Raw genomic sequence first — 25,416 nt, forward strand, 5'->3', positions numbered from 1 at the left:
TGCTATGACGAAGAAAAGATCAATCGATTACAACAGGATTTCAGACAGTAGATATCCCTAGTGTTTGCATAAAATGTTCAAAAGTTTGTGTTGAAACACAGGAAAGAGGAGGTTGAAAAATGATAACAACTATACTTACAGCCGCAGCTATTTATGTAGCAACTGGTATTGATTACCTTGTTATTTTAATTCTATTATTTTCACAAATTAAAAAAGGACAGGCAAAACATATTTGGTTAGGAAAGTATATTGGAACGATAATTGTTATAGGAGCAAGTCTTTTAGTTGCTTTTGGTGTTACTAACCTAATTCCTCAACAATGGGCTATAGGACTACTTGGGCTTTTACCAATTTACTTAGGTATAAAGATATGGATTAAGGGCGACGAGGATGATGAAGGCAACATTTTATCGTTATTTTCCTCAGGTAGGTTTAATCAATTATTTGTAACGGTCACTTTTATTGTATTGTCTTCCAGTGCAGATGATTTTTCCATTTATGTACCGTATTTCACAACATTAAACGTGACTGAAATTATTGTCTCTATCATTACTTTTTTAATTATGATTGGAATTTTACTCTATGTCGGATATCGTTTAGCCAACTTGGATTTCATATCGGAAAAAATTGAAAAGTATCAACGTTGGATTGTTCCAATTGTCTTCATAGGATTAGGAATTTATATTATGTTTGAAAATAGAACATTTAATGCCCTATTCACATTCCTGTTTTAATAAATAGTTGTACTAGTTAACAAGACAAAAGCATTAAGAAATGATTTGTATGAGATTCACTTGAATGTAATGGCGAAGAATGTGTATACTTTATTCAAGCGGACATTTGAATGAATGAGGTGAGAATATGAGTAAAGCTACTTGTGAAATCTATTGCTATGACGAAGAAAAGGTGAATCGTATACAAGGAGATTTAAAAACAGTGGATATTTCTAGTGTTGCCCAAATGTTAAAAGTGATTGCTGATGAAAATAGGGCAAAAATCACCTATGCTCTCTGCCAAGATGAAGAGCTTTGTGTATGTGATATCGCGAATATCGTAGGTGTTACTGTCGCAAATGCCTCCCATCATTTGAGAAAACTTCATAAACAAGGTGTCGTTAAGTTTCGAAAAGAGGGAAAACTCGCATTTTATTCGTTAGATGATGAACATATCAAGCAGATAATGATGCTCTCATTAGCCCATAAAAAGGAGGGGAAAGGTAATGTCTGAACAAGTAAAAGTCAATGAACAAGAGTCAAAAACATTCCGTGTTCAAGGATTCACCTGTACTGACTGTGCTAAAACGTTCGAAACGAACGTGAAACACCTGGATGGTGTTTCGGATGCGAAAGTTAATTTTGGTGCTTCTAAAATTACGGTTACGGGCAATACAACCATTGACGCACTTGAAAAGGCAGGTGCTTTTGAAAACTTGAAATTACGAGACGAAAATGAAAAAAAGGTAGAACGTGAACCTTTTTGGAAGCAAAAAGAAAATATTAAAGTCTATATTTCAGCGATATTGCTTGTAATTAGTTGGTTTTTAGGAGAGCAATTAGGGGAAGAACATTTTCTTCCGACGATTGGTTATGCAGCATCCATTTTAATTGGTGGATATTCGCTATTCATTAAAGGTCTTAAAAATCTAAGTCGGTTAAAGTTTGATATGAATACATTAATGACCATCGCCATTATAGGAGCTGCAATCATTGGTGAATGGGGTGAAGGGGCAACGGTAGTTATTCTCTTTGCCGTCAGCGAAGCCTTAGAACGATATTCAATGGATAAAGCTCGGCAGTCTATTGAATCATTGATGGATATTGCTCCAAAAGAAGCGTTAATTCGTCGTGGAAATGAAGAAATGATGGTCCATGTTGAGGGTATTCAAGTGGACGATATTATGATCGTAAAGCCTGGGCAAAAATTAGCGATGGATGGAGTGGTCATTAAAGGCACTTCTACTCTAAATCAGGCTGCGATTACAGGAGAAAGTGTTCCAGTAACGAAAACGATTGATGATGAAGTCTTTGCAGGCACCTTGAATGAAGAGGGATTGCTCGAAGTTAAAGTAACGAAACGAGTGGAAGATACTACATTATCGAAAATCATTCATTTGGTGGAAGAGGCTCAAGCAGAACGAGCACCTTCTCAAGCGTTTGTCGATAAATTTGCAAAATACTATACACCAGCTATTGTGATTCTGGCATTCTTAATTGCAGTTATTCCTCCGTTATTCGGCGGTGATTGGAGCGAATGGATTTATCAAGGATTAGCTGTATTAGTGGTTGGTTGTCCATGTGCACTGGTTGTTTCAACTCCAGTTGCCGTGGTTACCGCAATAGGAAATGCAGCAAGAAATGGTGTTTTGATTAAAGGTGGTATTTATTTAGAAGAAGCAGGAGCCCTTAAAGCCATTGCTTTTGATAAAACAGGAACATTAACAAAAGGTGTACCTGCTGTTACCGACATCATAAACTTTGGTGAAAATGATAATGATTTATTGTTAATCACAGCAGCGATTGAAAAAGGTTCACAGCATCCTCTTGCTTCAGCTATTATGCGAAAAGCAGAAGAAAAAGGATTGAAATTCAATGATGTATCGGTCGATGATTTCCAATCTATTACAGGTAAAGGTGTAAAAGCAAAAGTAAATAACCAAATGTATTATGTAGGAAGTCCGAACCTTTTTGAGGAATTGCATGGAAGCATTTCTAGTGATAGAAAAGAAAAAATTGCGGAGATGCAGACACAAGGCAAAACAGTGATGGTGTTAGGAACAGAAAAAGAAATTCTTTCGTTCATTGCCGTAGCCGATGAAATGAGGGAATCATCTAAAGAAGTCATCGGCAAGTTGAATAATATGGGTATTGATACCGTGATGCTGACAGGTGACAATCAAAGGACAGCAAAAGCAATTGGAAAACAAGTCGGTGTTTCGGATATTAAAGCTGATTTACTGCCAGAAGATAAATTGAATTTCATTAAAGAATTTCGAAGAAAATACCAAAGTGTCGCAATGGTTGGAGATGGCGTGAATGATGCACCAGCTCTTGCTGCTTCCACTGTTGGTATAGCAATGGGTGGAGCTGGGACTGATACAGCACTAGAAACGGCTGATATTGCGTTAATGTCTGATGATTTAAGAAAATTGCCATATACGATTAAATTAAGCCGTAAGGCTTTAGCAATCATCAAGCAAAACATTACCTTCTCTTTAGCGATTAAATTAGTTGCATTACTGTTAGTTATGCCTGGATGGCTTACATTGTGGATCGCGATCTTTGCAGACATGGGAGCTACGTTGTTGGTGACCCTTAACAGTTTGCGGTTACTAAAAGTAAAGGAATAAAAATAAGATATGGCAAGAGAAAACACTGTTTGTTTCTCTTGCTTTATTATTATAGTGCTAGTCTTATTCAAGGGGCTTTAATGGAATAACGCATAATATAAAAGAGGAGCTGCAATCCCGTTGCAGCTCCTCTTTTATGTGCAGTTTTTCATTCGTTTTCCCCTTCAAAATTGCTTGCAAAAGACTTTGTAATTTTACTTGTAAAAGCAATTGCAGTTATGCTTTTTTTTCCCTCTCACCAGAACGGGTTACGCTTAACACAAAGGTGGGGTTTGTCTACGGTCTGAAAGTCATTTCATAAAGGAATGACTTTTTATACTTCACATAGGTATTGAGGGTAATACTATTTGAATCTGGCAAGCACTGAGAAGTATTTACCACCTTTAGGAATGATTTAGTATTTCACAAATAGTTGCATAAGTCATTCCTGGTAATATTCAAATGAAATTTGTATTAAGCTCTTTATGTGTTCATTAACTAGATAATAATAAACAAGTTTTCCTTCTTTTCGGTATTGAGCCAAGCCCAGGTTTCTTAATAATCTTAAGTGGTGAGAAGCGGTGGCTGTAGAAGAGCCTACTATGTTTGCAACATCACAAACACAAAGTTCTTTTTCGAGTGAAAGTGCATAGGCAATTTTTAAACGTGTATCTTCAGAAAGGATTTTAAACATCTGTGCAATATTAAATGTATTTTGCTTTTCTAACTTTTCCTTTATTAAGGATACTTTTTCACTATCTATACAAGTAACTTCACATATATCTGTGTTTTTCAATTCAGTCACCTCATAGTCATAATAGAACTATCTACATTGTATCACGGTTCCTGTTCCAACAGAATCTGGTATTCTATGTCGTGTATTTCAGCACAAATCAAATGGAAAAGGGACTCATTTTATAGAATGAGTCCCTTTTCCATTTGAAAGTCATTAAATTCCTGTCATCATTATTAAATGGGTGGAATGTCACGGGGTTAGTAAATTGTAATAAATGCTACAAGGTTGCCTAGAAACCCGTAAAACCGCCAAATAAATAATTCGTAAGAAAGGAAATAATGGGATTCATCCAATTAAAGTATAAAATGATTCCCATAAAGATCATTAAGTACCCCCCGATTTTCATGATTTTTGAGCTGTACTTATTGATCCACTTTGCTTTACCAAGGAAAAAGCTTAGCACAAAGAACGGGACGGCAAAGCCAAGAATGTACCACGCCATAAAGAACAACCCTGCATTAGGGTCTGTGATACCAAGCGAAATGACTGCCGCTAGAATGGGACCTGTACAAGGGGTCCATCCGGCAGCAAAACCGATACCAATTAACATCGTACCCAAATAACCAGATGGCCGCCTTTTAAATTGAATCCTTTTGTCTTTCATCAAGAAATCAAACTTAAGGAGACCGGAAACCACCAATCCGAAAAATACGACGAATATGGCCCCGATCTGGCGGAGTAATTCTTTATTCAGCAAGAAAAAGTTTCCGATGAAAGACCCCGATACACCTAAGAATATGAAGATGATTGAAAAACCGATCAAAAAGAAAACGGTGTGTAAAATGGCTTTTCTCTGCATTCCTTTACGGCTATTCAATTCATCTATGGACATGCCTGTTATATACGATAAAAAAGCTGGGTAGATGGGGAGCGTGCATGGTGATAGAAAAGACAGCAAGCCTGCTCCGAAAGCAAATAAAATGTTTAATTCTTGCACAATTTCAATTCTCCTTTATTGTTCTGGCTTGATCATATTCATATAATCATGAATGTCTTGCTGTGACATACTTCCCGTAATTACTTTTACTACTTTTCCTTCAGGGTTAATAAGGAATGTCGTCGGGATAGGTCCTATTCCATATGTGTCAATCAAATCACGATTTCGATCCATTGGAAAAGTGAAGCTCAGACCATGTTTTTTAACGAATTTGTTGACAAGGAAATCAGATTCTCCAATATTAACTGCTAACGTTTCAACGCCTTTATCTTTAAATTGTTGGTAGCTCTTCTCCATGTATGGCATTTCTTTTTCACACGGTTTGCACCAAGTGCCCCAGAAGTTCAGAAATACACCTTTCCCTCTATAATCACTTAATTGAACTGTATCACCGTCTAACGTTTCTAATTTAAAATCTGGTGCCATGTCCCCTTCCCCTATGATAGCTCGATCTTTCGTAGCGTTTAGATAGAGTGTATAGACGACAGCAGAGATTAATACAAGTAAAATGCCCGTCCGTACCAATCTTCTCTTTCTTTTTTTCATTGTTTTCCCTCACAGTTTCTAGTAGAATATGTTTGAATCTAATATATATTTGAATGTACATTTAAATTAACAGTTTAGTTTGTTTCGGGCAATAGAAGAGCATGGCATTTTTACGCAGTTCAGAAGATTGTTGAAATTCTGTAATAATTTTGGTTCATTGATGATTCTGACAGCTGATATGATGAAGCTAGTTTTAATAATTTTGAAGAGGTGTACTTTTATGAAGAAATCATCCCCGATGAAGTATCTCGTATTACTTACTGTGTTAGTAGCTGTCATATTGGCGGCAATCGTTATGCTGAACACCAAGTCGCAAAACAAGGATGAAACATTGGAATCTCATCCAGACACAAAAAATCAGCCCCTTTTAGGTGAAAAGGATGCACCTGTCTCGGTGGTCGAGTTCGGTGATTTTAAGTGTCCTGCATGTAAGGCATGGGGGGAAAGGATTTATCCTCAACTAAAAGAAGATTTCATTGATACCGGGAAAGCGAATTTATCCTATGTAAATGTGCTCTTTCACGGTGAGGAATCAACTTTGGGTGCGTTAGCTGCCGAGTCAGTTTATAAACACGATCCTGACTCTTATTGGGAATTCCAAAAAGAACTATTTAACCAGCAGCCCAAAGAAGATCATGATGCCCCGTGGATTACAGTGGAAAAGCTGTTGGAAGTAGCGGGTAATACGACCGATATGGACCTTGAACAGTTAAAGCAGGATATTGAGCAGCAAACGTTCAAGGAACAACTCGAGCTAGATAATTCCCTAGTGGAAGAGTTCAAGGTGGAGAAAACACCGACTGTAATCATCAATGGGGTAAAGCTTGAGGATCCGTATGATTACGAGCGTATTAAATCGTTGATTGAAGAAGGACAAGAGTAGATGAAGGAAGTTAGCAGAAGTCAATATTTTCTTTATGGTGCATGGGTCGTTTCAATCATTGCGACACTTGGAAGTTTATATTTCAGTGAAATAAGAGGGTTCATTCCTTGTGAATTATGCTGGTTTCAAAGAATATTCATGTATCCATTGACGTTGATTCTGGGAGTGGCGACGTTTCAAAATGATAGCGGACTTAGAAAAATCATACTTCCTATGTCGATTGTTGGAGGTACGATTTCCATATTACATTATTTGGAGCAAAAAGTTGAAGGGTTCGGAGGAATCAAGCCTTGTGCGAGTGGTGTTCCCTGCAATGCCGAATATATTAATTGGCTCGGATTCATCACGATTCCATTCCTGGCCCTCACAGCTTTTGTATTTATTACTATTTTTACTCTGCTATCAGCAAATAAAAGGTAATCATGCAGCCAATATTCATGTGAAATGGAAATTGTATACAACAAATGAGCCATGGAACATCATGGCTCATTTTATATTCGGATAACCAGGTAATCACCGTTCGTCATCTGTACAACATCTGCTTTTAAACCTTTCGCTATATCGACCGTCATTTGCTTTAAATCTTCAAGATTGTCGCTGTATAAAAGAAGCGGTCCTCCATTTATTACCCTGTCACGGTCTGAAGTTAAGTATGCCAATATTTGATATGAAGGTTTCATTGAATTTTCCCTGCCCAAGAAGACTCACCCTTTCAAGTTGGTTTTCATAACAGCATGAGATTTTTTCGTGCTTTCGAGTAAGGGACATTTTTTTACGGCTTCGATGAATGCATCTATATCGCGCTTGATTGGAACAAGAGTGATCATGACCTTTCCATCCACATAATCTTTTCTTGTGAATTGATAGCGTTTGACACCCAATGCCCGGCATGCTTCGAATAAAGCAGCCTGCCGTTGTCCGAAGTTATCCAAATTGATCCTGAAATGATTTTCTTTAGGGTAGATGACGACGGCCATTCCTTCTTCTGTAAATAGCTTTTCAGCGTTGTCCGTTCCGAGCAGGTTGCTGACATACATATCATCTACATAAAGGGATGAATGTTTTACGTCTACTTTTCCTTCCTTTACCTCTGCAATATCCCCGATCGTCTTGCCTTTCGTGAATCTTTGCAAATAATATAAGAGTGCGAAACCCGCCAATGCACCCCCGACTATACAAATCATTAGATTGTTCAAATCGAGAGCGTTTCGGAGAAGGGAAATCGTGAAAGAAGTGACGAGCGCTACGATAAATGCAATATAATTTCTGGCTTCGAATGTTTTGGCAATTCCATCTATGTATGCTTTACCTCGATAGGTGTATTCTGTTTCCTCCAAGTCACTTAAACTTTCCTTTTCCATTTTTCTTACATCTCTAAATTGTTGAAGAGCCAATGTCAGGAATGTCACAGCCACAAAGTTTTTGCTGAGTAAAGCAGGAATTGCCACGGCCCCGAGTGCCGCTGCTACAAAACCCGTAATGATTTGAATAAGATAACCATTGGGGTAACTGGGATACTGCCTGAAGTCTTCTTTGATGGTTATGATTCTCGCGATCGTTCCAATCACAATCGCACTGACAATGGTAATTAGTTCATTTGATGTTATACCGGCTGATTCCATGGTGTATCACCTCGATTAATGGGATCGATCTGGATTAGTATTAGGAAATAGTCTGTGGTTTATTCGAGGTTTATCCTTGCATTTATATGTGTATATGTGTTCATATTGGGATATTAATGAATAAGGAGGTTCAAATTGTGGAGACTGCCTTTCTATTAACGTGTTTATTTATTTTGATCATTGTACTTCTTTATACGTTCTTTATCATTGCTGCTTATAAGAAAGGAAAAAAGATGAAAAAATAGTGTAAGAGGAGCGTGATGCAAATTGTCCAAGAATCATTCATCTACCAAAAATACCAGGCTGGCCTTTTTCTTAAATCTAATCTTTACTATTATCGAGTTCATTGGAGGATATCTCACTAATAGTATGGCGATATTGTCTGATGCTGTACATGATTTGGGAGATAGTCTGTCGCTCGGGGGATCATGGTATTTACAGAGACTTTCAAATAAAGAAGGGAACAATAGGTACAGCTTCGGATACAAGAGGTTTTCAGCACTGGGCGCGTTGATCAGCGGGACCGTATTGCTGTTCGGGTCGATTTTCGTTTTGACTGAGGCTATACCCAGATTGTTTAATCCTACTCATCCAGATGCCCAGGGGATGTTGTGGTTTGCCATATTAGGTGTGGCGATAAATGGATTCGCTGCATGGAGGTTACATAGTGGAAGCTCCATGAATGAAAAGGTTCTGTCCTGGCACCTTCTTGAGGACATTCTTGGCTGGGTAGGGGTCCTGATCATCAGTATCGTGATGATGTTTAATGATATTCATATTCTCGATCCCATTCTTTCCATTGTGATTACTTGTTTTGTACTATTTAACGTTGTTAGAAACCTTATTAAAACGATGAAGGTCTTTCTTGATGCAGTGCCTGATGAAGTGGATTTGGATGCCCTTCGTGAACAAATCAAGAGTATAAACGGCGTGGATAAAGTTGACCATCTTCATATCTGGTCGATCGATGGAGAAGAGAATGCCATGATTACTCATTTATATACTTCGAAGGGTTTTGCATGCGAAAAACAAGAAGAGATAAAAGAGAAGGTAAGGGATTTTGTTTCACACCTTGATATTAAGCATTCCACTATAGAAATTCATATAAAAGAAAACTAGGCATAAGAAACTGCCTAGTTTTTCTTCTTAGTATTAAAATAGCAGATTGCTGTCATATGACTAAGCAATGCTACGGTAAGAATGGAAAAAATCATGTGTAGAGATGAAGAGATTGGGCTGAGTTCCTCCGTTTTGGCAATAAATCCTCCAAAGGTTGTAAATCCAGCCAGCAAAATCAATAGCAAGGCTTGTTTCTTCATCACTTTATACCTGAACGAAAGGAATAGTGCATACCCTGTAGAGAATAGTGTGACCATTCCTAAAACACCATGCATCAAATATACGAAGGTTGCCAGTTCGATTTCTACGGTGTTTATTTCGAATAGAAGTTGACTTAGTTCAAAATGTTTAAAGAGAGCACCTACTAGCACCTCTGTCATAAGAGTTGTAAATCCAACAAACAAAGGTATTCTTAATTCTTCCAGATCCCTGTTTTCAGGTCTTTTATTTAACCCTGCATGAAGGAAAATGAGAGAGATTAATAGAAATAGACTAAACATCACATCAAGTGTCGTGAAGCCGGTTGGTGTTCCCAGTAATACATTCATCCCGCCAATCATAGCTTGGATAAATAAGAGAATCATTGAAAGAACCGAAATGACTTTTACTGCTTTATCGGATGATTTCTTCCATGCCAAGATTGCGTTAATAAGAATGACCAGCCCGAGCAGTGTGGTAAACACACGGTGAGAATATTCGATCACTATGTGATAATCGGTTATATCAGGAATGATTTTCCCATTACAGAATGGCCAATCAGTACCGCAGGCATCGCCTGAATTTGTTGCAACCACTAAGTTTCCAAGAATTAATGCAGCAATCGTTACATTGATTGTAAATAAGGAGAAATTATATTTCATTTTTCATAGTAGTCCTTTCATGTTAAACTAGATGTTATATTTATATATGTTCATATATTAACAGGTTCGAGCGTTTCAACACAAACGTTTAAGGCGGTTTTCACATAACGTTCACCATTCATGTAATGTCAGATAAACAATAATAGATTTATGGAGTTGATACAAATTGAACTTATTAAAGAAACAAATGGGAGACAATTTCTTTTTGTTGACTCTCATCTTTTTAATTGCAAAATCATATGTAGTCAGCCGGTTCGTCTTTAACCTGGAGATTGAGAATGTCATGCAGGAACTGATTCTATTCCTTGCGAATGCAGGGTCTATCATGCTGATCCTGTCCCTGGTGGCGATCGGTAAGAAAGAGACACTGAAATGGAAGCTTTTGGTCACCAATATCCTTGGAACGTTCATTCTCTATTTTAACGTGGTGTATTATCGGTTTTTCAATGACTTCATTACATTGCCGGTACTCTTTCAAACAGATAACGCGTCGGATTTGGGAGAGAGTATAGTCAGTCTAATGAATCCGTTGGATATTCTTTTGATTGCTGACTTTATGCTTATCACTTATCTATTAAAATATGTGAAGATAGTTGAAAACAAGAGAAAACATTTCAAATTTGCATTCGCTTCTGTCATTATTCTATTACTGAATATCGGTCTTGCGAACATAGAAAGACCCCAGCTATTGACCAGGTCCTTTGACCGTCAGATGCTGGTGAAAAATTTAGGAGTGTTCAATTACCATCTGTATGATGGATTTCTGCAGGCTAAGACGAATATGAATCGGGCACTTGCGGATAATTCAGAGCTGGCTGAAGTTTTGAACTACACAGAATCAATAAAGAGACCGGTAAATGAAGAAATGACGGGGGTTGCAAAAGGAAAGAATGTGTTTGTTATTTCACTTGAATCTACTCAGAACTTTGTAATAAATAATAAAGTGGATGGAAAAGTGATCACACCTTTTCTGAACCAACTAATCAGACAAGAAGATACGTATTATTTTAATAATTTCTATCATCAAACAGGACAAGGGAAAACGTCCGATTCTGAGTTCTTGTTTGAAAATTCATTGTATGGACTGCCAAGAGGAGCAGCGTTTTTCACACATGCTCAGAACGAGTATAATGGGCTTCCATCTTTGTTAAAAGAAAAGGGATATACAACATCGGTGTTCCATGCCAACAACAAAAGCTTTTGGAACAGGGATGTTATGTATAAAAACCTGGGGTATGAAAACTACTACTCCGAATCGTATTATGAGGTGAATAATGAAAACTCGATAGGCTGGGGTTTGAAGGATCAATCATTTTATGAACAGTCGATTCCATATTTAAAAGAGCTTTCACAGCCTTTTTATTCAAAATTCATCACGTTGACGAACCATTTCCCTTTTTCTCTTGAACAAGAGGATGAGTCGATCCCGGAATGGACTTCAAATGACGGAACGGTGAATCGTTACTTCACTACAGTCAGGTATGAAGACGAAGCATTAAAGCAATTTTTTGAAAGGTTGAAAGAGGAAGGTTTATACGAGAACTCAGTCTTCATCATCATGGGGGACCATTATGGAATCTCTCAAAATCATAATGAAGCAATGGGGCAGTATTTAGGTAAAGAAATCACCCCATTCGTAAATACCCAGCTTCAACGGGTCCCGATGATTGTTCATATTCCAGGTGAAACAAATGGACGCACCATATCAAATGTAAGCGGACAAATCGATGTGAAACCGACCATATTAAACATGTTGGGGATAAAGCCAGATGAAGACATCCAGTTCGGATCGGATTTATTTACGAAGGATCCTGATCAGTTTGTCGTACTCCGAGACGGCAGCTTCATTACAGATAAGTACGTGTATACCGATCAGAAGTGTTATGACAAGAGTACAGAAAAGCTGACGGAACAAAATGCATGTGAGCCCTATATCAATCAGGCAGAAGACCAACTCAAATATTCGGATCAGGTAGTTTATGGGGACCTGTTACGGTTTTTAGAAGAGAAGAAACAAGGTGAATAACCTAAAGAAGAAGCTGAAGTTACTAGAGGTAACTTCAGCTTTTTATCTTGGTGCCCAAAGAATCACTGAAACTCCTAAGAGGCAAATAGCTGCACCGATAAAGTCATACATGTCCGGGGTGTTCTTATCAACCCACCATCCCCACAGGATTGCGAGAACGACAAATACTCCGCCATATGCAGCATATACCCTTCCAAACGTGGGGAAGTTCTGCAGAGTAGGGATGATCCCATAAAGAACCAGGATAAGGCTTCCCCATACTCCATACCACGGCGAAGCGTTCTCCCTCAGCCATAACCAGACGAGATACCCTCCTCCGATTTCAGCCAGCCCGGCAACGATAAATAATATGATGGCAGTTAACAAATAGAAACGACCTCCCTTTCATAAAAGCCAGATCTGATCATATCACAGACCTGGTGATGATATATTACACCCACCCGAAGATCCTTGCTAATTGAGCAATTGCGAACGTGACTGCTATAGCCAAACCTGTAGGGATTGCAAAGGACAAGAATGTCCACTTTTTACTTTTTGTTTCTTTATAGATATTAATCAGGGTCGTTCCGCAAGGGTAGTGGAGTAGTGAAAATAACATCATATTTAAAGCTGTGATCCAGGTCCACCCTTGATCAATGAAAATTTTCTTTAATGAATCCAGATCCTCCACCTCGATCATTGCTCCGGTCGATAAGTATCCCATTAATAGGATTGGGAGAACGATCTCATTTGCAGGGAGACCCAGAATGAATGCCATTAAGATAAATCCATCCAAGCCAAGTTGTTGTGCGAACGGATCCAGAAACTGGACGATATGCATTAAGATACTCGTATCTCCGACCATGATATTAGCCAGAATCCAAGTTAGTACACCAGCTGGGGCGGCAATGACAATGGCCCTTTTTAATACAAAGGCTGATTTATCAATTGTCGCTCTTATGATGGTGTTCATAAATTGTGGTTTGCGGTATGGAGGCAGTTCCAATGTGTAATGGGTTGGAACTCCCTTGAGTGCAGTTTTTGAAAGAATCCATGAGACTGCAAGTGTAACAATAATACCAAATACGACCATCCCGACCACAACTCCTGCAGTTACAAGAGTTCCAGCAGCACCGGTGAATCCGGCAGCCATAAATATGGATGCAAGCAATATTAGTGTTGGCCATCGGCCGTTACAAGGAACGAAATTATTGGTAAGGATCGCAAGCATTCTTTCACGAGGCGATTCAATGATCCTGGTAGACATGATTGCAGCTGCATTGCATCCGAATCCCATTGCCATTGTGAGGGATTGTTTTCCGTGTGCACCGGTTTTTTTAAACAAACGATCCATATTAAAGGCTACTCTGGGCAGATATCCGTAATTTTCTAAAAGGGCAAACATTGGAAAGAAGATGGCCATTGGCGGCAGCATAACACTGATTACCCAAGATGTTCCTCTGTAAAGTCCCAATACTAGTACCCCGTGAAGCCAATCAGGAGCGTTGATGGTCTGGAATCCCAATGTCAGGTATCCTTCAAGCCATCCAAAAAAGCTGGCAAGCATGGAAGAGGGAACATTAGCGCCGGCAATTGTTAAATAAATGACGATTCCCAGCATTGCAAGCATAATTGGAAACCCAAATAATCTTGAGGTAAGGATTTTATCAAGTTTTTCTGTGTGTAACAATTTGCTTTGATCCTTCACTTTTGTCACGTCTTGACAAATGGCCTGTGTATGCCGAAATGCACTTGATACAATTTCATCACGTATTGATTCAGAGGAAAGATTAAAAGCTTTTTGTTTAAGTAAAGTGATTTCACCACTACTCTCCTGATGCAAATTCATACTCTTTCCCTCCTTTTCTGTTCTTAAATACTCGCTGATTTAATTCTTCAATAACACTTTCATCACCTTCCAACAGTCGCAGTGCAATCCACCTTGATGGTAGAAAATCATCATATACAGCTTCGATGTCAGGTTGTAACGTTGAGATTTTATTTTCTATTTCCTCTGAGTACTTGATATTAATGGGAGCAAACGTACGGTTGTTCTTTACGATGTCACTGATTGTGTTCAGCATGTTTTCTATTCCGATTTTATTTCGTGCTGATATTTTCAATACAGGTACTCCAAGTGTGTTACGTAGTTTTTGTTCATCGATATGAATTCCCTTTTTTTCAGCCTCATCAATTAAATTCAAGCAAATCACTACTTTGTTCGTAATCTCCATTACCTGTAAAGCAATATTGAGATTTCTCTCTAAGGAGGTGGAGTCTAATACAACAATAGTGATATCCGGTTTTTCAAAAGCAATATAATTCCGGGCTATTTCTTCATCAAGTGAATTTGAAAACAGTGAATACGTCCCAGGCAGATCAATGATTTCATATGAGGTCTGCAGATGATCGAAGTAACCCTTTGACTGGGATACAGTCTTACCCGGCCAGTTTCCTGTGTGCTGGCGTAAACCAGTCAACAGGTTGAACAAAGTTGATTTCCCGGTATTCGGATTACCTGCCAGTGCAATACGATATGTCCTTTGGTTATCCAATTAAACCAGCTCCCCAATAATTTTTGTACTTTCTTCTTTTCTTAAAGCAATCATTGTATTACTTACTCGAAATGCGGTGGGATCGCCTAAAGGACTTTTCTTAACGGACGTGATAATGCCCCCAGGTACAAAACCCAAATCTAATAATCGTCTTCTCATTACCCCAGTAAGATGCAATTCTGTAATTCTCATACTTTTGCCTTCTTCAAGGTCATATAGTCTATTTGTGGACAAAGGCATTTGTTTTACCACCCTTCACATATTTTTTATTAAGTTTATTTTTTTTCCTTAGTGCAACTTTTTCTTTATCGTATGACCGAAATTTGATTTTGTCAATAGCTTTATTGACGAATGTTTGTACTTTTTACTGAATAAAGTTAACTAGTGGAAAGGGGGTGCTGATATTCACATTTATACAGGTTTATACGTAGGGATTCCTTTAATCATAGGGGGTGTAATCGGTATTTTTACATATAATCTGATTGGCAAGAATAAAAAAATCCTCACGAACTTGATTGGGATAGGCATGGTTTTATTTATAATATTGGAGTTCATTCCGCATATTATTGGGAAGTACGATTACACTGGTGTCTTGTTGGGGAGTACAAATGCTGTTGTCTTCTTTTATGCATTGACTCGGCTTACTGATCGGAAAATAAGCACGAGCAGGAGGCTGCCATTCATTGCAATGATCTCAGGCTTTATTCTGCATAGCATTCCGACTGGTTTCAGTATTGGGGTCACGTCAGCCATCGATGGAATATTGGCGATGAAGCAATTGAAGGGGATGTTCATCCACCACTTAGGTGAGGGGGTAGGAATAGCGGGTCTATTGTTCAAACAAGGAAATGAGGTGCGTTTTGCTTCTGCGGGTGCTTCTGTAATCGTTATTACTCTGGTCTTTTACTTTTCTGTGTTGGCTGGTACTAATTATCAAGTGAATGAACATATAGCAAACTGGGTTGTTGGTGTTGCACTAGGATCGCTAATCTATGCGTTGATGCATTTATTTGAAACGTGAGGGAAATCTGTTTGACAAAAGCAGATCTTTTTTTTATCATATAAATTATAATACATGAACACATAATCATATATTGGAATAGGATAGGAGTGTCAGTATGGGGAAAAATGAAAAAGACGAGAAATTAATTGAATTGAACAAAACAAAGGTTGATCAGGTAGAAACGAGCGATTGCGAAGACATTGATGAGGAAACGCTCTTTATTGTCACTCAGACATTTAAAGCTTTATCTGAGCCTACGCGTGTAAAGATTCTTCATCTGCTTGCACAGGAAGAGCATTCAGTTAATCAGATCGCGGAAAAACTTTCATTATTGCAAACAACTGTTTCACACCAACTGCGTTTTCTGAAGAATTTACGCTTGGTTAAATATAGAAGGGAAGGAACGACTCTATATTACTCTGCTGATGACGATCACGTGATGAATATGCTTCAACAAACCATGCACCACGCCAGACATCACTAATGTTTTAATGGGGGATACAATATGAACGAATATAAACTGCAAGGACTCTCATGCGGAAATTGCGCGAGGGAAATGGAAGAGGAAATCAATAAGCTCGAGAATGGGGAAGGCTCCAAAATACTTTATAACAGCAGTAAGATGGTTCTGACTGAAGGTGTCGATCTTAAAAGGGTTGAAAAAATCCTTTCTTCGGATGGAGCTGCCATCTTGAAAGATCAAGAAGGTGACAATGATTCCCATGACCACGATCATGATCATTCTCACACTAACAGCAGTACCATGAAGATATTGCTGGGAATCTCTACAATCATTTTTCTATCTGCCATATATGTCGATACACAATTGGACAATATAGTACCCGTTCTCTTGTACTTAACAGCAGCTGCAACAAGTGGTTATCCGACATTCATCAAAGGAGCAAAAAACTTACTTAAGTTCAAATTCAATATTGATACTCTCATGACAATCGCGCTCATCGGTGCTTTTTCGATTGGGGAATGGAAAGAAGGAACATTGGTTGCCATTCTGTTCGGGCTCAATGAACTGCTTGAAGGAATGGGGATGGAAAAGGCCAGGAAGTCGATGGAAGAACTGCTGAAGGTTGCACCTAAAGAAGCGATTCTCCTTGAAGGCGGAGAAGAAAGAGTGGTTCCCATAAGCTCGCTTATGATTGAAGACATTGTCCTGGTCAAATCCGGACAAAAGATTCCTTCCGATGGAGTGGTTCAATCAGGTAAAAGCTCTGTCAATGAAGCAGCCATCACAGGAGAAGCCATGCCGGTTGAAAAGGGGCCCGGCGAAAAGGTGTTTGGTGGAAGTATCAATAATGAAGGCGTATTAAAGGTAAGGATTTCAAAAGAATACAAAGATTCTTCACTAGCAAAAATCCTGCACCTGGTGGAAGAAGCTCAGGAAACAAAAACACCGACAGAACAATTCATAAACAAGTTTGCCCGTTATTACACACCACTCATTATGGCAGTTTCCGCTTTAGTGATGCTGGTACCGCCTCTTCTTTTAGATGGGGATTGGGGTTCATGGTTTTATCAAGGGCTGGCTGTTCTCATTGTCGGATGTCCATGTGCATTGATTCTTTCTTCTCCAATTGCCATCGTCTCCGGTATTGCCCGTAACGCGAAGAACGGAATCCTTGTCAAAGGCGGCGTTTTCCTTGAGCAGCTAGGGAAGATTGATACGATTGCATTTGACAAAACCGGAACTCTGACCAAAGGGCATCCTTATGTAGAGGAAACGGTGGTGTACGAGAAAGAAAACTTTTTCCGAATAGCTGGGTCAATAGAGAAATCCTCTTCACACCCAATCGCAAAAGCAGTCATGAAAAAGATAAGCGAAGACGCTGAAAGCCAAACATATTCAGAACCGGAAGAAATCAATACGATCTCGGGTCAAGGAGTATCCGCAGTAATCGATGGGAAAACCTACAAAGTAGGAAATGAGAAAAGCCTCGATTTTTCCGTTCCGTCTGAAGTGAAGAGAAGTATTCAAACGCTAAAAGACATGGGATATACGCTTGTGATTGTGTCAAGTGATACAGAAGTTCTTGGACTATTTGGGATCACGGATGAAATCAGGGAAGAAAGTAAGGAAATTATAGGAGACCTTTATTTAGCTGGTATTAAAAATGCGGTCATGTTGACAGGCGACCATGACAAGACAGCAGAAAAAGTGGCAAAACAAGTGGGACTGACAGACTATTTTGCTAGTCTCCTTCCGGATGAAAAAGTCTCTAAAGTAAAAGAACTCACAAGCCAAGGAAAGGTTGCCATGGTGGGGGACGGTATTAACGATGCTCCGGCATTAGCGACAGCGGATTTGGGCATCGCAATGGGCAAAGGAACGGACAGTGCAATAGAAACAGCCGATATCGTACTGATGCAGGATCATCTTGGGAAACTCCCATCAGCCATAAAGATTGCTAAACGGGTCAATAAAATTATTAAGATCAACATCTCATTGGCATTGGGATTAAAGCTGATTGCATTGCTCTTGACCATTCCAGGGTTACTGACACTATGGATTGCCATCTTATCTGATATGGGCGCAACTATTTTGGTCACATTGATAAGTCTTACGGTTATGCTGGGGGAAAAACAAAAAGCTATAAAATAATAAAAGGAGCAGGATGGTTTCTGCTCCTTTTATTTATGATTGTCACATTATGATCATTTTTCATACATTGTCCAGCCCGATGCTCATGATACATTTATGATAATTAATACACTGGAGGACGAATAATGAAGAAATATTATTGGATTAGTATTCTCATCTCTGCAATGCTTGTTCTTTCCGGGTGTGCAGAATTTGAAGCGGAAACAGATTGGAAGGTAAGGGATTTCAGCTATATGAACCAAAATAATGAAGAGGTAGGGTTAAAAGAACTGAAGGGCGACATTTGGATTGCAGATTTCATCTTTACCAGTTGTGAAACTGTCTGCCCTCCAATGACGTATAACCTAACGAAAATTCAAAAACAATTAAAAGAGGAAGGAATCAACGATGTCCGGTTTGTTTCATTCAGCGTTGATCCGGAAGTCGATACTCCGGAAAAATTGAAAGAATACATAAGCAACTATGAAGCGGATACAAAGAAATGGGATCTTCTCACTGGATATGACCAAAAAGAAATCAGCTCACTTGCCGAAGAGTCGTTTAAGGTATTGGTAAGGGATGATCCTTCCTCAGATCAAGTCATCCACGGCACCAGCTTCTATTTGGTGAATAAAGAAGGGAAAGTCGTCAAGAATTACAGCGGGGTACAGGATGTCCCTTATGAAGAAATCGTATCCGACATCAAGCTCTTGAAAAAACCGTATGAATAGGGTGGAATAGATGAAAAAAAGAATCATTTTCTTGTTTAGTATCATGCTTTCAATTGGGATTCTGGCAGCTTGCGGGTCCGACGAAAAGCAAAATGACAAAGAAGAAGGTCAAGTGCCTCAAATGTTAGAAGTTAAAGTGAAAACCGATCCTGGTGAACTTTCGGCCGGTAAAACCACTCAAGTAAGCGCCATCGTTACCCAAGGTGAAGAAAAGGTGTCCGATGCAGATGAAGTCCTGTTTGAAATCTGGAAGGAAGGTGTATCTGAGGAAGATCACATAAAGAAAGAAGCTAAACTTAAAAAGGATGGACAATATGCCATCGACTATATATTCGATGAAAAAGGGAAGTATTTCATCATTGCCCATGTAACAGCAAGGGATCTTCACAACATGCCAAAAGTAGAAGTGAATGTTCAATAGAAAGCAGGTGCAGCAGACTTGGGATTATTTAAATATATTCGAATTGCGAGTATCATCTTGATTGTCGGGATGGCTGTATTCTTTTATGTGCCATTTAACTTAAGCCCTCCGGATTCAACCAGAGTGATCCTTGATCATGATAAAAAGACGTATATTGCGCCTCCTTGTTTCAATCAGGCTGATGCTACAAATTTCTTGGAAGAAACAACGGTTGGTAAACTTGATGAACTTAATTATGAAGCAAATTCATCGTGTACTAAAGAAGCACTCACTGATAAGAGGACGACCTTATTTCATCGCGCTACAGGGGAGTCAGAATTTGAGTGGTGATACACAATAGAAAGGAATGAGAAGATGGATATTATTAACCTCATTTTGGCTTATTTGATTTTATCAATTCCTGCAGGTTTAGTAGTTCTGTTTTTTAAGAGAAAGTCATCCAAAGAGATTAAGAAGTTGGAACAAACAGGTGATCATTCAGGTTCTGTTGCATCAGCTGACAATAAGTAGGGCGGCTATGTCGCCTGCTGCTATCTTGGTACGATCAGTAATTTTCGAAGAGCTTGTCCGTATGGATGGGCTCTTTTATGTTGTTTCCGAATTACCTGTGTATTGCACCCCTGCAGCACAAATTTATATTAATTTTGACACACATATTAGAAATTGCTAATATGTTAGTTGTACATATTAGCAATTTCTAATGTGATAGGAGACAAGAATATGAGTACAAAAATTGATTTGGATACAAAGGTAAAGTTCCTGCATGGATTTGCCCACAAAATCAGGATACAGATATTAGAGAGTATTAAAACGGAAGAAAAGACGGTTTCCCAGATAGTCGGGGAACTGGATGGGAGCCAGTCGAGTATTTCCCAGCATCTTGCCTGCTTAAGGGGCTGCGGGCTGATTGTCGGACGGCAGGAAGGAAAGTATACGTATTATAGTGTAAGCAACCAGCATGTCCGTGATTTGCTTGATATGTTTGACGTGGTGCTGGATGAAGTTGAAAATGATGTTGCGTGCTGCAGCAATCATATCGTGTAGAGGGTGGATTGAATGGGAGAGTCATGTTGCAACTCAAGAGAAAAAGAAACCAACAAGGAGACCGGAACAGCAAGCTGCTGCAGCAGTCAAGGTAATGCTGAGAAAAAACAAGAACCTAAAGGCTGCTGCAACAGCCAAGAAACTTCGCGTAAAAAGGAAGAGGGATTGGTTGCGTTCAACCATGAACGCAACCAAATCGAAGAAAATAAAGATTCTGAGAAATCATGCTGCAGCAGTACTGGAACGACCGAACATGTTGATGTGAAAAACGGGTCTTGCTGCTCATCCAGCAATCATAGGACTAGGGAGACTGAAGCTTTTTCATCCACATCTGAAATAGCTGATTACCGGATTTATGGGATGGATTGCCCTTCTTGTGGATTGTCGATTGAAAAAGCTCTCGTAAAGGTGGAGGGAATTGACGAAGCGAAGGTGAACTATAATTCTGCAAAGCTTCAAGTAGCAGGCAGCAATTTTGATTTGGTAGAATCAGAAGTACAAAAACTCGGATTTAAGATCGAACCTAAAAATCAAAACAGGAATATGAAGATATATGCTGTTGAGGGGATGGATTGTGGAAGCTGCGCCAAGAGCATTGAAAACCATTTAAATACGATTCCTGAAGTCCGGCATGTAAGTGTCAATTTCTCAACGGGAAAAATGAAAGTGGATCATGAGAACCGTGTGGAAGACATCGTTTCTGAAGTTTCAAAGATTGGATTTCATGCATCCTTGCAATCAAAGCAGGATGGAAGCACTGAAACTTCAAATAGAAAAGAAGGATATGGAGTCATCATCACTTCCGGAATTTTGATTGCTCTTGGTTTCTTAGGGTCGTTAACAGATGTTTCCTATCTGTTGACCACACTGTTGTATGCAGCTGCTATGTTCATCAGCGGCTATAAGCCGGTTAAAAGTGCTTATTATTCGATCAAAAGCCGTTCGTTGGACATGAATGTATTGATGTCAGCAGCTGCAATTGGGGCAGCATTGATTGGGGAGTGGCTTGAAGGAGCCACGGTGGTTTGGCTGTTTGCCTTGGGAACTTCCCTTCAAAACATGTCAATTGAGAAAACCAGACATTCTATCCGGAACTTGATGAATCTGGCACCATCTGAAGCATGGATTAAAGCAGGGGCACAGTTAAAGAAGAAGCCAGTGGAAGAAGTGAAGATTGGTGAAGTATTAATTGTGAAACCCGGGGACAGAATCCCGCTGGACGGGGAAATTATAACTGGTGAATCAAGTATCAATCAAGCCCCAATCACCGGTGAATCCATCCCGGTGGATAAAGAAGCCGGAGACTTGGTCTATGCGGGAACAATAAACGAGAATGGGTCTCTTGAAATAAGTGTCACGAAGCTTGCTGAAGATACAACCATTGCAAAAATTATTCACCTGGTGGAGGAAGCCCAGGAACAGAAGGCCCCTACCCAGGCGTTCATCGATAAGTTTGCAGCTGTGTATACGCCTATTGTGTTCGTGCTCGCGTTGGTCGTCATGGTTCTTCCGCCACTGGTTGGCTTTGGTACTTGGGGAGATTGGTTTTACAAAGGGCTCGAATTGTTAGTCGTTGCCTGTCCATGTGCCCTGGTCATTTCCACACCTGTCGCGATTGTCTCGGCAATTGGCAATGCAGCGAAGAACGGTGTTTTAATCAAAGGTGGTACATTCCTTGAAAAAGCAGGTGCGATTACGGCCATTGCGTTTGATAAAACGGGTACCTTAACCGAAGGGAAGCCAAAGGTTTCTGAAGTAAAGGCGTTTCATGCAACAGAAGAAGAGTTGTTATCCATTGCTCTGACATTAGAAGAGTATTCGACACATCCGATTGCACAAACTATTGTAGGGTTTGCCAATGAGAAAGGGATTGAATCTAAAGATGGGGAGTTCTTTAAAAGCATAGTGGGAAAAGGGGTTCAGGCTACCATTGATGGGGTCATACACTATGCAGGAAATTCAAGGCTATTTGAAGAAATGAACCTCCCTTTAGACGAGGCTGAAACAATCGTTCAAGAGCTACAAAGCACAGGGAAGACGGTCGTGATCGTCGGTACAAAACAGGAGATCCTCGGAGTCATTTCTGTTGCTGACTCGATCCGTACAACGACTGTAAAAGCATTGGATGGTTTGAAAAAAGTTGGAATTGGCCAGGTCGTGATGTTGACCGGCGATAATGAAGGCACCGCCAAAATGATTTCAAAGGAAGCAAGCGTCAATCGTTATTTTGCTGAGCTTTTACCTCAAGATAAGGTAGATGCCATTAAGAAGTTACAAAGCGAAGGCCACAAGGTAGCGATGGTCGGGGACGGCATTAACGATGCGCCTGCACTTGCCACCGCTGATTTAGGAATCGCAATGGGCGGTGCAGGCACAGACACTGCGATGGAAACGGCCGACATTGTATTAATGGCGGATAATCTTGAAAAACTGCCTCACACGATCAATTTGAGCAGAAAAGCACTCACAATCATCAAACAAAACATCTGGTTTTCATTGATTGTGAAATTTGTTGCATTGGCATTGATTTTCCCAGGCTGGCTGACACTGTGGCTGGCAGTTCTGAGCGATACAGGGGCTGCAATCATTGTCATATTAAATGCTCTTCGCCTTTTAAAAGTAAAATAGTTGAAAGCTGTTTCCGTGTTGATCAGACCACTTTTAATTAAGTGGTCTGTTTTTGATTGATAGCTTCTTTGTTAAGTCAAAGAAGCTCACATCCTTTCTCTTATTAAATGCTGGATTGCAAATTCTTTTGCTGAACACAAATATCAATTGACCAGGTATCTCCGGTGAGCAGTACGGTTTATACCCACAAAATATGCACTATCCATGCAAACGAAAAATAACTTTCTACGAGCGATAAAAATATTATTTATTCGTTTATTGGCATGATAACTGGATATAGTAATTATGTAACAAATAACTCAAATCCTAAGGAGGAATGTAAGATGTCACATGAAAGGTACCAATCTGCTATCAAAGCGCTGCATGAGTGTATGGAAGCTTGTAATCATTGCTACGATGCTTGTTTAAAGGAAGAAGATATCAACATGATGAAAGAGTGCATTCGGTTAGATCGAGAATGTGCGGATATGTGTGCATACTTAGAACAATCCCTAGTAAGAGGGACACCATTCGCAACTGAACTGGCTCAAGTGTGTGCGAAGATTTGTGAAACGTGTGGAGAAGAATGTAAGAAACATGATCATGATCATTGTCAAGAATGTGCAGATGCCTGCTTTAATTGTGCAGAAGAGTGTAAAAAAATCGCTTAAACCTAAAACAGGGGAGACAGTTCGAATGTCTCTCCTGTTTTAGGTTCAGCAATTATATAAAATATGAAATCAAAATGAAAACGATATTTTGACTATTCAAGTGAATGCTTATCCTTAATACATATGTGTTTATTGTTTTGCATAAATTATTCATATTTTCAGGGAAAGATATAGGTAAGGTAGAAAATGATGTTAGGAGTGGTTAAAACTGACGACAAACATTGAAGGAAAAAAGGTTCAAGAAGCAGATACTAACAGAAAAAAGATAAAGCTGATCCTTCTACTCGCTCTACCCGCAGTTGTGGAGAACTTTTTTCAGACTATCTTAGGTTTTGTTGATACGTACTTTGTTTCAAAATTGGGCCTAATACAAGTATCGGCTGTAGGGGTAACAAATGCTATACTCGCTATATATTTCGCTCTATTTATGGCCCTTGGGGTCGCGGCTAATGTATATATTGCTAACTTTATAGGTGCCAATAAAATAGAGAAGGCACGGCACATTGCACAACAATCAATTATTGTAACGATTGTTGTGGGTATAATTACTGGAATTATTACTATATTTTTTGCAGAGCCGTTGCTTAAATTAATGGGGATTGAGAGCAATGTACTTGATGCAGGGGTGACATATTTTAGGATTGTTGCCATTCCATCTGTATTTATGGCCTTGATGTTCGTTTTGAGTGCTATTCTCAGGGGGGCAGGTGACACAAAGTCCCCGATGAAGACGAGTATTATCATCAACATTGTGAATGCGGCACTGGATTACGTGTTTATCTTTGGTTTTTGGGTCATACCTGAAATGGGAATAGTCGGTGCAGCAACTGCTACAGTCGTAGCACGTGCACTAGGAACTTTTATACTATTTCGCTATACTCAAAAAAATACTTCTTTAACTTTCAAAAAAGAATATTGGAAAGTAGATCCTGTTCATTTAAAAGAGCTGTTTATCCTAGGGACTCCCGCAGCAGGAGAACGATTGATTATGAGAGCAGGTCAAATTGTTTATTTTGGATTTGTGGTGGCTCTTGGAACCAATGTTTTCGCAGCTCATCAGATTGCTGGTAACATTGAAGTGTTCTCTTACATGATCGGGTTTGGATTTGCCACAGCAGCAACGATTCTGGTAGGTCAGCAGGTTGGAGCCGGTAAGTTTGATGAAGCGAAAACATATGCTAAACTGTGTGTATTTTTAGCAGTTGGAAGTATGGCTGTCTTTGGACTCATATTATTTAGCTTAGGCGGATGGGCAGGAAGTTTATTTACAGAAGACAAAGTAGTGATCGGAAACATTGGAACAGCATTGAAAGTCTCAGGAGTATTTCAGCCATTTTTGGCAGTTGTCCTTGTTTTAACAGGTGCCTTTCAAGGAGCGAATAATACAAAATTTCCGATGTATTTAACAGGAATCGGTATGTGGGCTATCCGAACGTTACTTGTTTATGTATTGGGCATTCAGCTTGAATGGGGGCTGCTAGGTGTATGGATGGCGATTGGTTTGGATATTGCCTTTAGAGCCGTCGTACTAACCCTACAATTTCATCGTGACAAGTGGATTGTGGTGAAAGTGGAGCCGGAAGAAGACCCAGAATCTCATTGCCACCCTCAAACATCGAAGGAGAATATGTCAGCGTGTGTGAATAACTACTAAAAAAAGATGGAGCGATTCTTGGCTCCATCTTTTTTATTTCATGA

At 39.4% G+C, this 25,416-nt stretch carries 28 protein-coding genes; 18 read left to right on the top strand and 10 right to left on the bottom strand.

Annotation, left to right across the window (positions count from 1 at the left end):
* Window positions 1-119: 119 nt before the first annotated feature.
* The 3 genes from SLH55_RS16900 (at window position 120) to SLH55_RS16910 (ending at window position 3,346) form a co-directional block, all read left to right on the top strand.
* Window positions 120-734: a CadD family cadmium resistance transporter gene (locus tag SLH55_RS16900; RefSeq protein ID WP_159362715.1), complete on the top strand. Its 615-nt coding sequence runs from the start codon at window positions 120-122 to the stop codon at window positions 732-734.
* 127 nt (window positions 735-861) lie between these two features.
* The gene (locus SLH55_RS16905; RefSeq protein ID WP_198257889.1) at window positions 862-1,227 is read left to right on the top strand and encodes an ArsR/SmtB family transcription factor; all 366 of its coding nucleotides are present in this window, start codon (window positions 862-864) and stop codon (window positions 1,225-1,227) included.
* The gene (locus SLH55_RS16910; protein ID WP_159362713.1) at window positions 1,220-3,346 is read left to right on the top strand and encodes a heavy metal translocating P-type ATPase; all 2,127 of its coding nucleotides are present in this window, start codon (window positions 1,220-1,222) and stop codon (window positions 3,344-3,346) included. Before SLH55_RS16905 ends, SLH55_RS16910 begins: the two co-directional genes overlap by 8 nt.
* Before the next feature lie 421 nt (window positions 3,347-3,767).
* Here the strand turns inward: SLH55_RS16910 and SLH55_RS16915 are convergent, their stop codons facing one another.
* The 3 genes from SLH55_RS16915 to resA all read right to left on the bottom strand — a co-directional run bounded on the left by SLH55_RS16915 (window position 3,768) and on the right by resA (window position 5,604).
* Window positions 3,768-4,121 carry an ArsR/SmtB family transcription factor gene (locus SLH55_RS16915; RefSeq protein ID WP_159362712.1) on the bottom strand — a complete coding sequence of 118 codons (354 nt, stop codon included), beginning with the start codon at window positions 4,119-4,121 and terminating at the stop codon, window positions 3,768-3,770.
* Window positions 4,122-4,350: 229 nt separating this feature from the next.
* Window positions 4,351-5,058 (bottom strand): cytochrome c biogenesis CcdA family protein, encoded by a 708-nt coding sequence (locus SLH55_RS16920; RefSeq protein WP_198257888.1) that lies wholly within the window; start codon window positions 5,056-5,058, stop codon window positions 4,351-4,353.
* 15 nt (window positions 5,059-5,073) lie between these two features.
* Window positions 5,074-5,604, bottom strand: coding sequence for a thiol-disulfide oxidoreductase ResA (resA, locus tag SLH55_RS16925; RefSeq protein WP_198257887.1), 531 nt, complete (start codon window positions 5,602-5,604; stop codon window positions 5,074-5,076).
* Window positions 5,605-5,824: 220 nt separating this feature from the next.
* Here resA and SLH55_RS16930 point away from each other — a divergent pair, with 220 nt between their 5' ends.
* Both SLH55_RS16930 and SLH55_RS16935 read left to right on the top strand, forming a co-directional pair.
* The gene (locus SLH55_RS16930; protein WP_198257886.1) at window positions 5,825-6,487 is read left to right on the top strand and encodes a thioredoxin domain-containing protein; all 663 of its coding nucleotides are present in this window, start codon (window positions 5,825-5,827) and stop codon (window positions 6,485-6,487) included.
* The gene (locus tag SLH55_RS16935) at window positions 6,488-6,907 is read left to right on the top strand and encodes a disulfide oxidoreductase (protein WP_159362708.1); all 420 of its coding nucleotides are present in this window, start codon (window positions 6,488-6,490) and stop codon (window positions 6,905-6,907) included.
* Window positions 6,908-6,978: 71 nt separating this feature from the next.
* On the opposite strand, the gene SLH55_RS16940 is transcribed toward SLH55_RS16935, so the two are convergent.
* Entirely contained in the window at window positions 6,979-7,167 is a 189-nt protein-coding gene (locus SLH55_RS16940; protein ID WP_159362707.1) for a capping complex subunit for YIEGIA, read from the bottom strand.
* A 24-nt stretch (window positions 7,168-7,191) separates the two neighbouring features.
* Window positions 7,192-8,109 (bottom strand): YIEGIA family protein, encoded by a 918-nt coding sequence (locus SLH55_RS16945; RefSeq protein WP_159362706.1) that lies wholly within the window; start codon window positions 8,107-8,109, stop codon window positions 7,192-7,194.
* A gap of 267 nt (window positions 8,110-8,376) precedes the next feature.
* Between SLH55_RS16945 and SLH55_RS16950 the strand changes: the two genes are divergently transcribed.
* Window positions 8,377-9,228: a cation diffusion facilitator family transporter gene (locus SLH55_RS16950; protein WP_320324079.1), complete on the top strand. Its 852-nt coding sequence runs from the start codon at window positions 8,377-8,379 to the stop codon at window positions 9,226-9,228.
* Between the two features lie 14 nt (window positions 9,229-9,242).
* Here the strand turns inward: SLH55_RS16950 and SLH55_RS16955 are convergent, their stop codons facing one another.
* A complete protein-coding gene (locus SLH55_RS16955; protein ID WP_198257883.1) occupies window positions 9,243-10,088 on the bottom strand; it encodes a COX15/CtaA family protein in 846 nt (281 codons plus the stop codon).
* Between the two features lie 187 nt (window positions 10,089-10,275).
* Between SLH55_RS16955 and SLH55_RS16960 the strand changes: the two genes are divergently transcribed.
* On the top strand, window positions 10,276-12,114 hold the full coding sequence (locus tag SLH55_RS16960) for an LTA synthase family protein (protein WP_413787111.1): 1,839 nt from the start codon (window positions 10,276-10,278) through the stop codon (window positions 12,112-12,114).
* 42 nt (window positions 12,115-12,156) lie between these two features.
* Here SLH55_RS16960 and SLH55_RS16965 read toward each other — a convergent pair whose 3' ends face one another.
* The 4 genes from SLH55_RS16965 to SLH55_RS16980 form a co-directional block, all read right to left on the bottom strand.
* The gene (locus SLH55_RS16965) at window positions 12,157-12,480 is read right to left on the bottom strand and encodes a YnfA family protein (protein WP_159362703.1); all 324 of its coding nucleotides are present in this window, start codon (window positions 12,478-12,480) and stop codon (window positions 12,157-12,159) included.
* A gap of 64 nt (window positions 12,481-12,544) precedes the next feature.
* Window positions 12,545-13,942, bottom strand: coding sequence for a nucleoside recognition domain-containing protein (locus tag SLH55_RS16970; protein WP_159644799.1), 1,398 nt, complete (start codon window positions 13,940-13,942; stop codon window positions 12,545-12,547).
* Window positions 13,920-14,648, bottom strand: a complete 729-nt coding sequence (locus tag SLH55_RS16975) for a FeoB small GTPase domain-containing protein (protein WP_198257882.1) — start codon at window positions 14,646-14,648, stop codon at window positions 13,920-13,922. Before SLH55_RS16975 ends, SLH55_RS16970 begins: the two co-directional genes overlap by 23 nt.
* The gene (locus SLH55_RS16980) at window positions 14,649-14,888 is read right to left on the bottom strand and encodes a FeoA family protein (RefSeq protein WP_159362700.1); all 240 of its coding nucleotides are present in this window, start codon (window positions 14,886-14,888) and stop codon (window positions 14,649-14,651) included.
* A gap of 286 nt (window positions 14,889-15,174) precedes the next feature.
* On the opposite strand from SLH55_RS16980, the gene SLH55_RS16985 reads away from it, so the two are divergent.
* From SLH55_RS16985 to SLH55_RS17035, 11 genes are all read left to right on the top strand, one after another.
* Entirely contained in the window at window positions 15,175-15,669 is a 495-nt protein-coding gene (locus tag SLH55_RS16985; RefSeq protein ID WP_320324081.1) for a hypothetical protein, read from the top strand.
* Window positions 15,670-15,766: 97 nt separating this feature from the next.
* Complete coding sequence (locus tag SLH55_RS16990) at window positions 15,767-16,135, top strand: ArsR/SmtB family transcription factor (protein WP_159362698.1); 369 nt, start codon at window positions 15,767-15,769, stop codon at window positions 16,133-16,135.
* A 21-nt stretch (window positions 16,136-16,156) separates the two neighbouring features.
* The gene (locus SLH55_RS16995) at window positions 16,157-18,265 is read left to right on the top strand and encodes a cation-translocating P-type ATPase (RefSeq protein ID WP_320324082.1); all 2,109 of its coding nucleotides are present in this window, start codon (window positions 16,157-16,159) and stop codon (window positions 18,263-18,265) included.
* Window positions 18,266-18,390: 125 nt separating this feature from the next.
* Complete coding sequence (locus tag SLH55_RS17000; protein WP_320324083.1) at window positions 18,391-18,975, top strand: SCO family protein; 585 nt, start codon at window positions 18,391-18,393, stop codon at window positions 18,973-18,975.
* Window positions 18,976-18,985: 10 nt separating this feature from the next.
* Complete coding sequence (locus tag SLH55_RS17005; RefSeq protein ID WP_320324084.1) at window positions 18,986-19,396, top strand: FixH family protein; 411 nt, start codon at window positions 18,986-18,988, stop codon at window positions 19,394-19,396.
* Between the two features lie 18 nt (window positions 19,397-19,414).
* A complete protein-coding gene (locus SLH55_RS17010; protein ID WP_320324085.1) occupies window positions 19,415-19,726 on the top strand; it encodes a hypothetical protein in 312 nt (103 codons plus the stop codon).
* A 24-nt stretch (window positions 19,727-19,750) separates the two neighbouring features.
* Complete coding sequence (locus SLH55_RS17015; RefSeq protein WP_320324086.1) at window positions 19,751-19,906, top strand: hypothetical protein; 156 nt, start codon at window positions 19,751-19,753, stop codon at window positions 19,904-19,906.
* 210 nt (window positions 19,907-20,116) lie between these two features.
* A complete protein-coding gene (locus tag SLH55_RS17020; RefSeq protein WP_320324087.1) occupies window positions 20,117-20,440 on the top strand; it encodes a metalloregulator ArsR/SmtB family transcription factor in 324 nt (107 codons plus the stop codon).
* A gap of 12 nt (window positions 20,441-20,452) precedes the next feature.
* Window positions 20,453-23,068 (top strand): heavy metal translocating P-type ATPase, encoded by a 2,616-nt coding sequence (locus SLH55_RS17025; protein ID WP_320324088.1) that lies wholly within the window; start codon window positions 20,453-20,455, stop codon window positions 23,066-23,068.
* 323 nt (window positions 23,069-23,391) lie between these two features.
* Window positions 23,392-23,718, top strand: coding sequence for a four-helix bundle copper-binding protein (locus SLH55_RS17030; RefSeq protein ID WP_320324089.1), 327 nt, complete (start codon window positions 23,392-23,394; stop codon window positions 23,716-23,718).
* A gap of 220 nt (window positions 23,719-23,938) precedes the next feature.
* Window positions 23,939-25,372, top strand: a complete 1,434-nt coding sequence (locus tag SLH55_RS17035; RefSeq protein ID WP_320324116.1) for an MATE family efflux transporter — start codon at window positions 23,939-23,941, stop codon at window positions 25,370-25,372.
* Window positions 25,373-25,416 lie beyond the last annotated feature (44 nt).

This window comes from Rossellomorea sp. YZS02 (assembly GCF_033963925.1).
Classification (GTDB): Bacteria; Bacillota; Bacilli; order Bacillales; family Bacillaceae_B; genus Rossellomorea.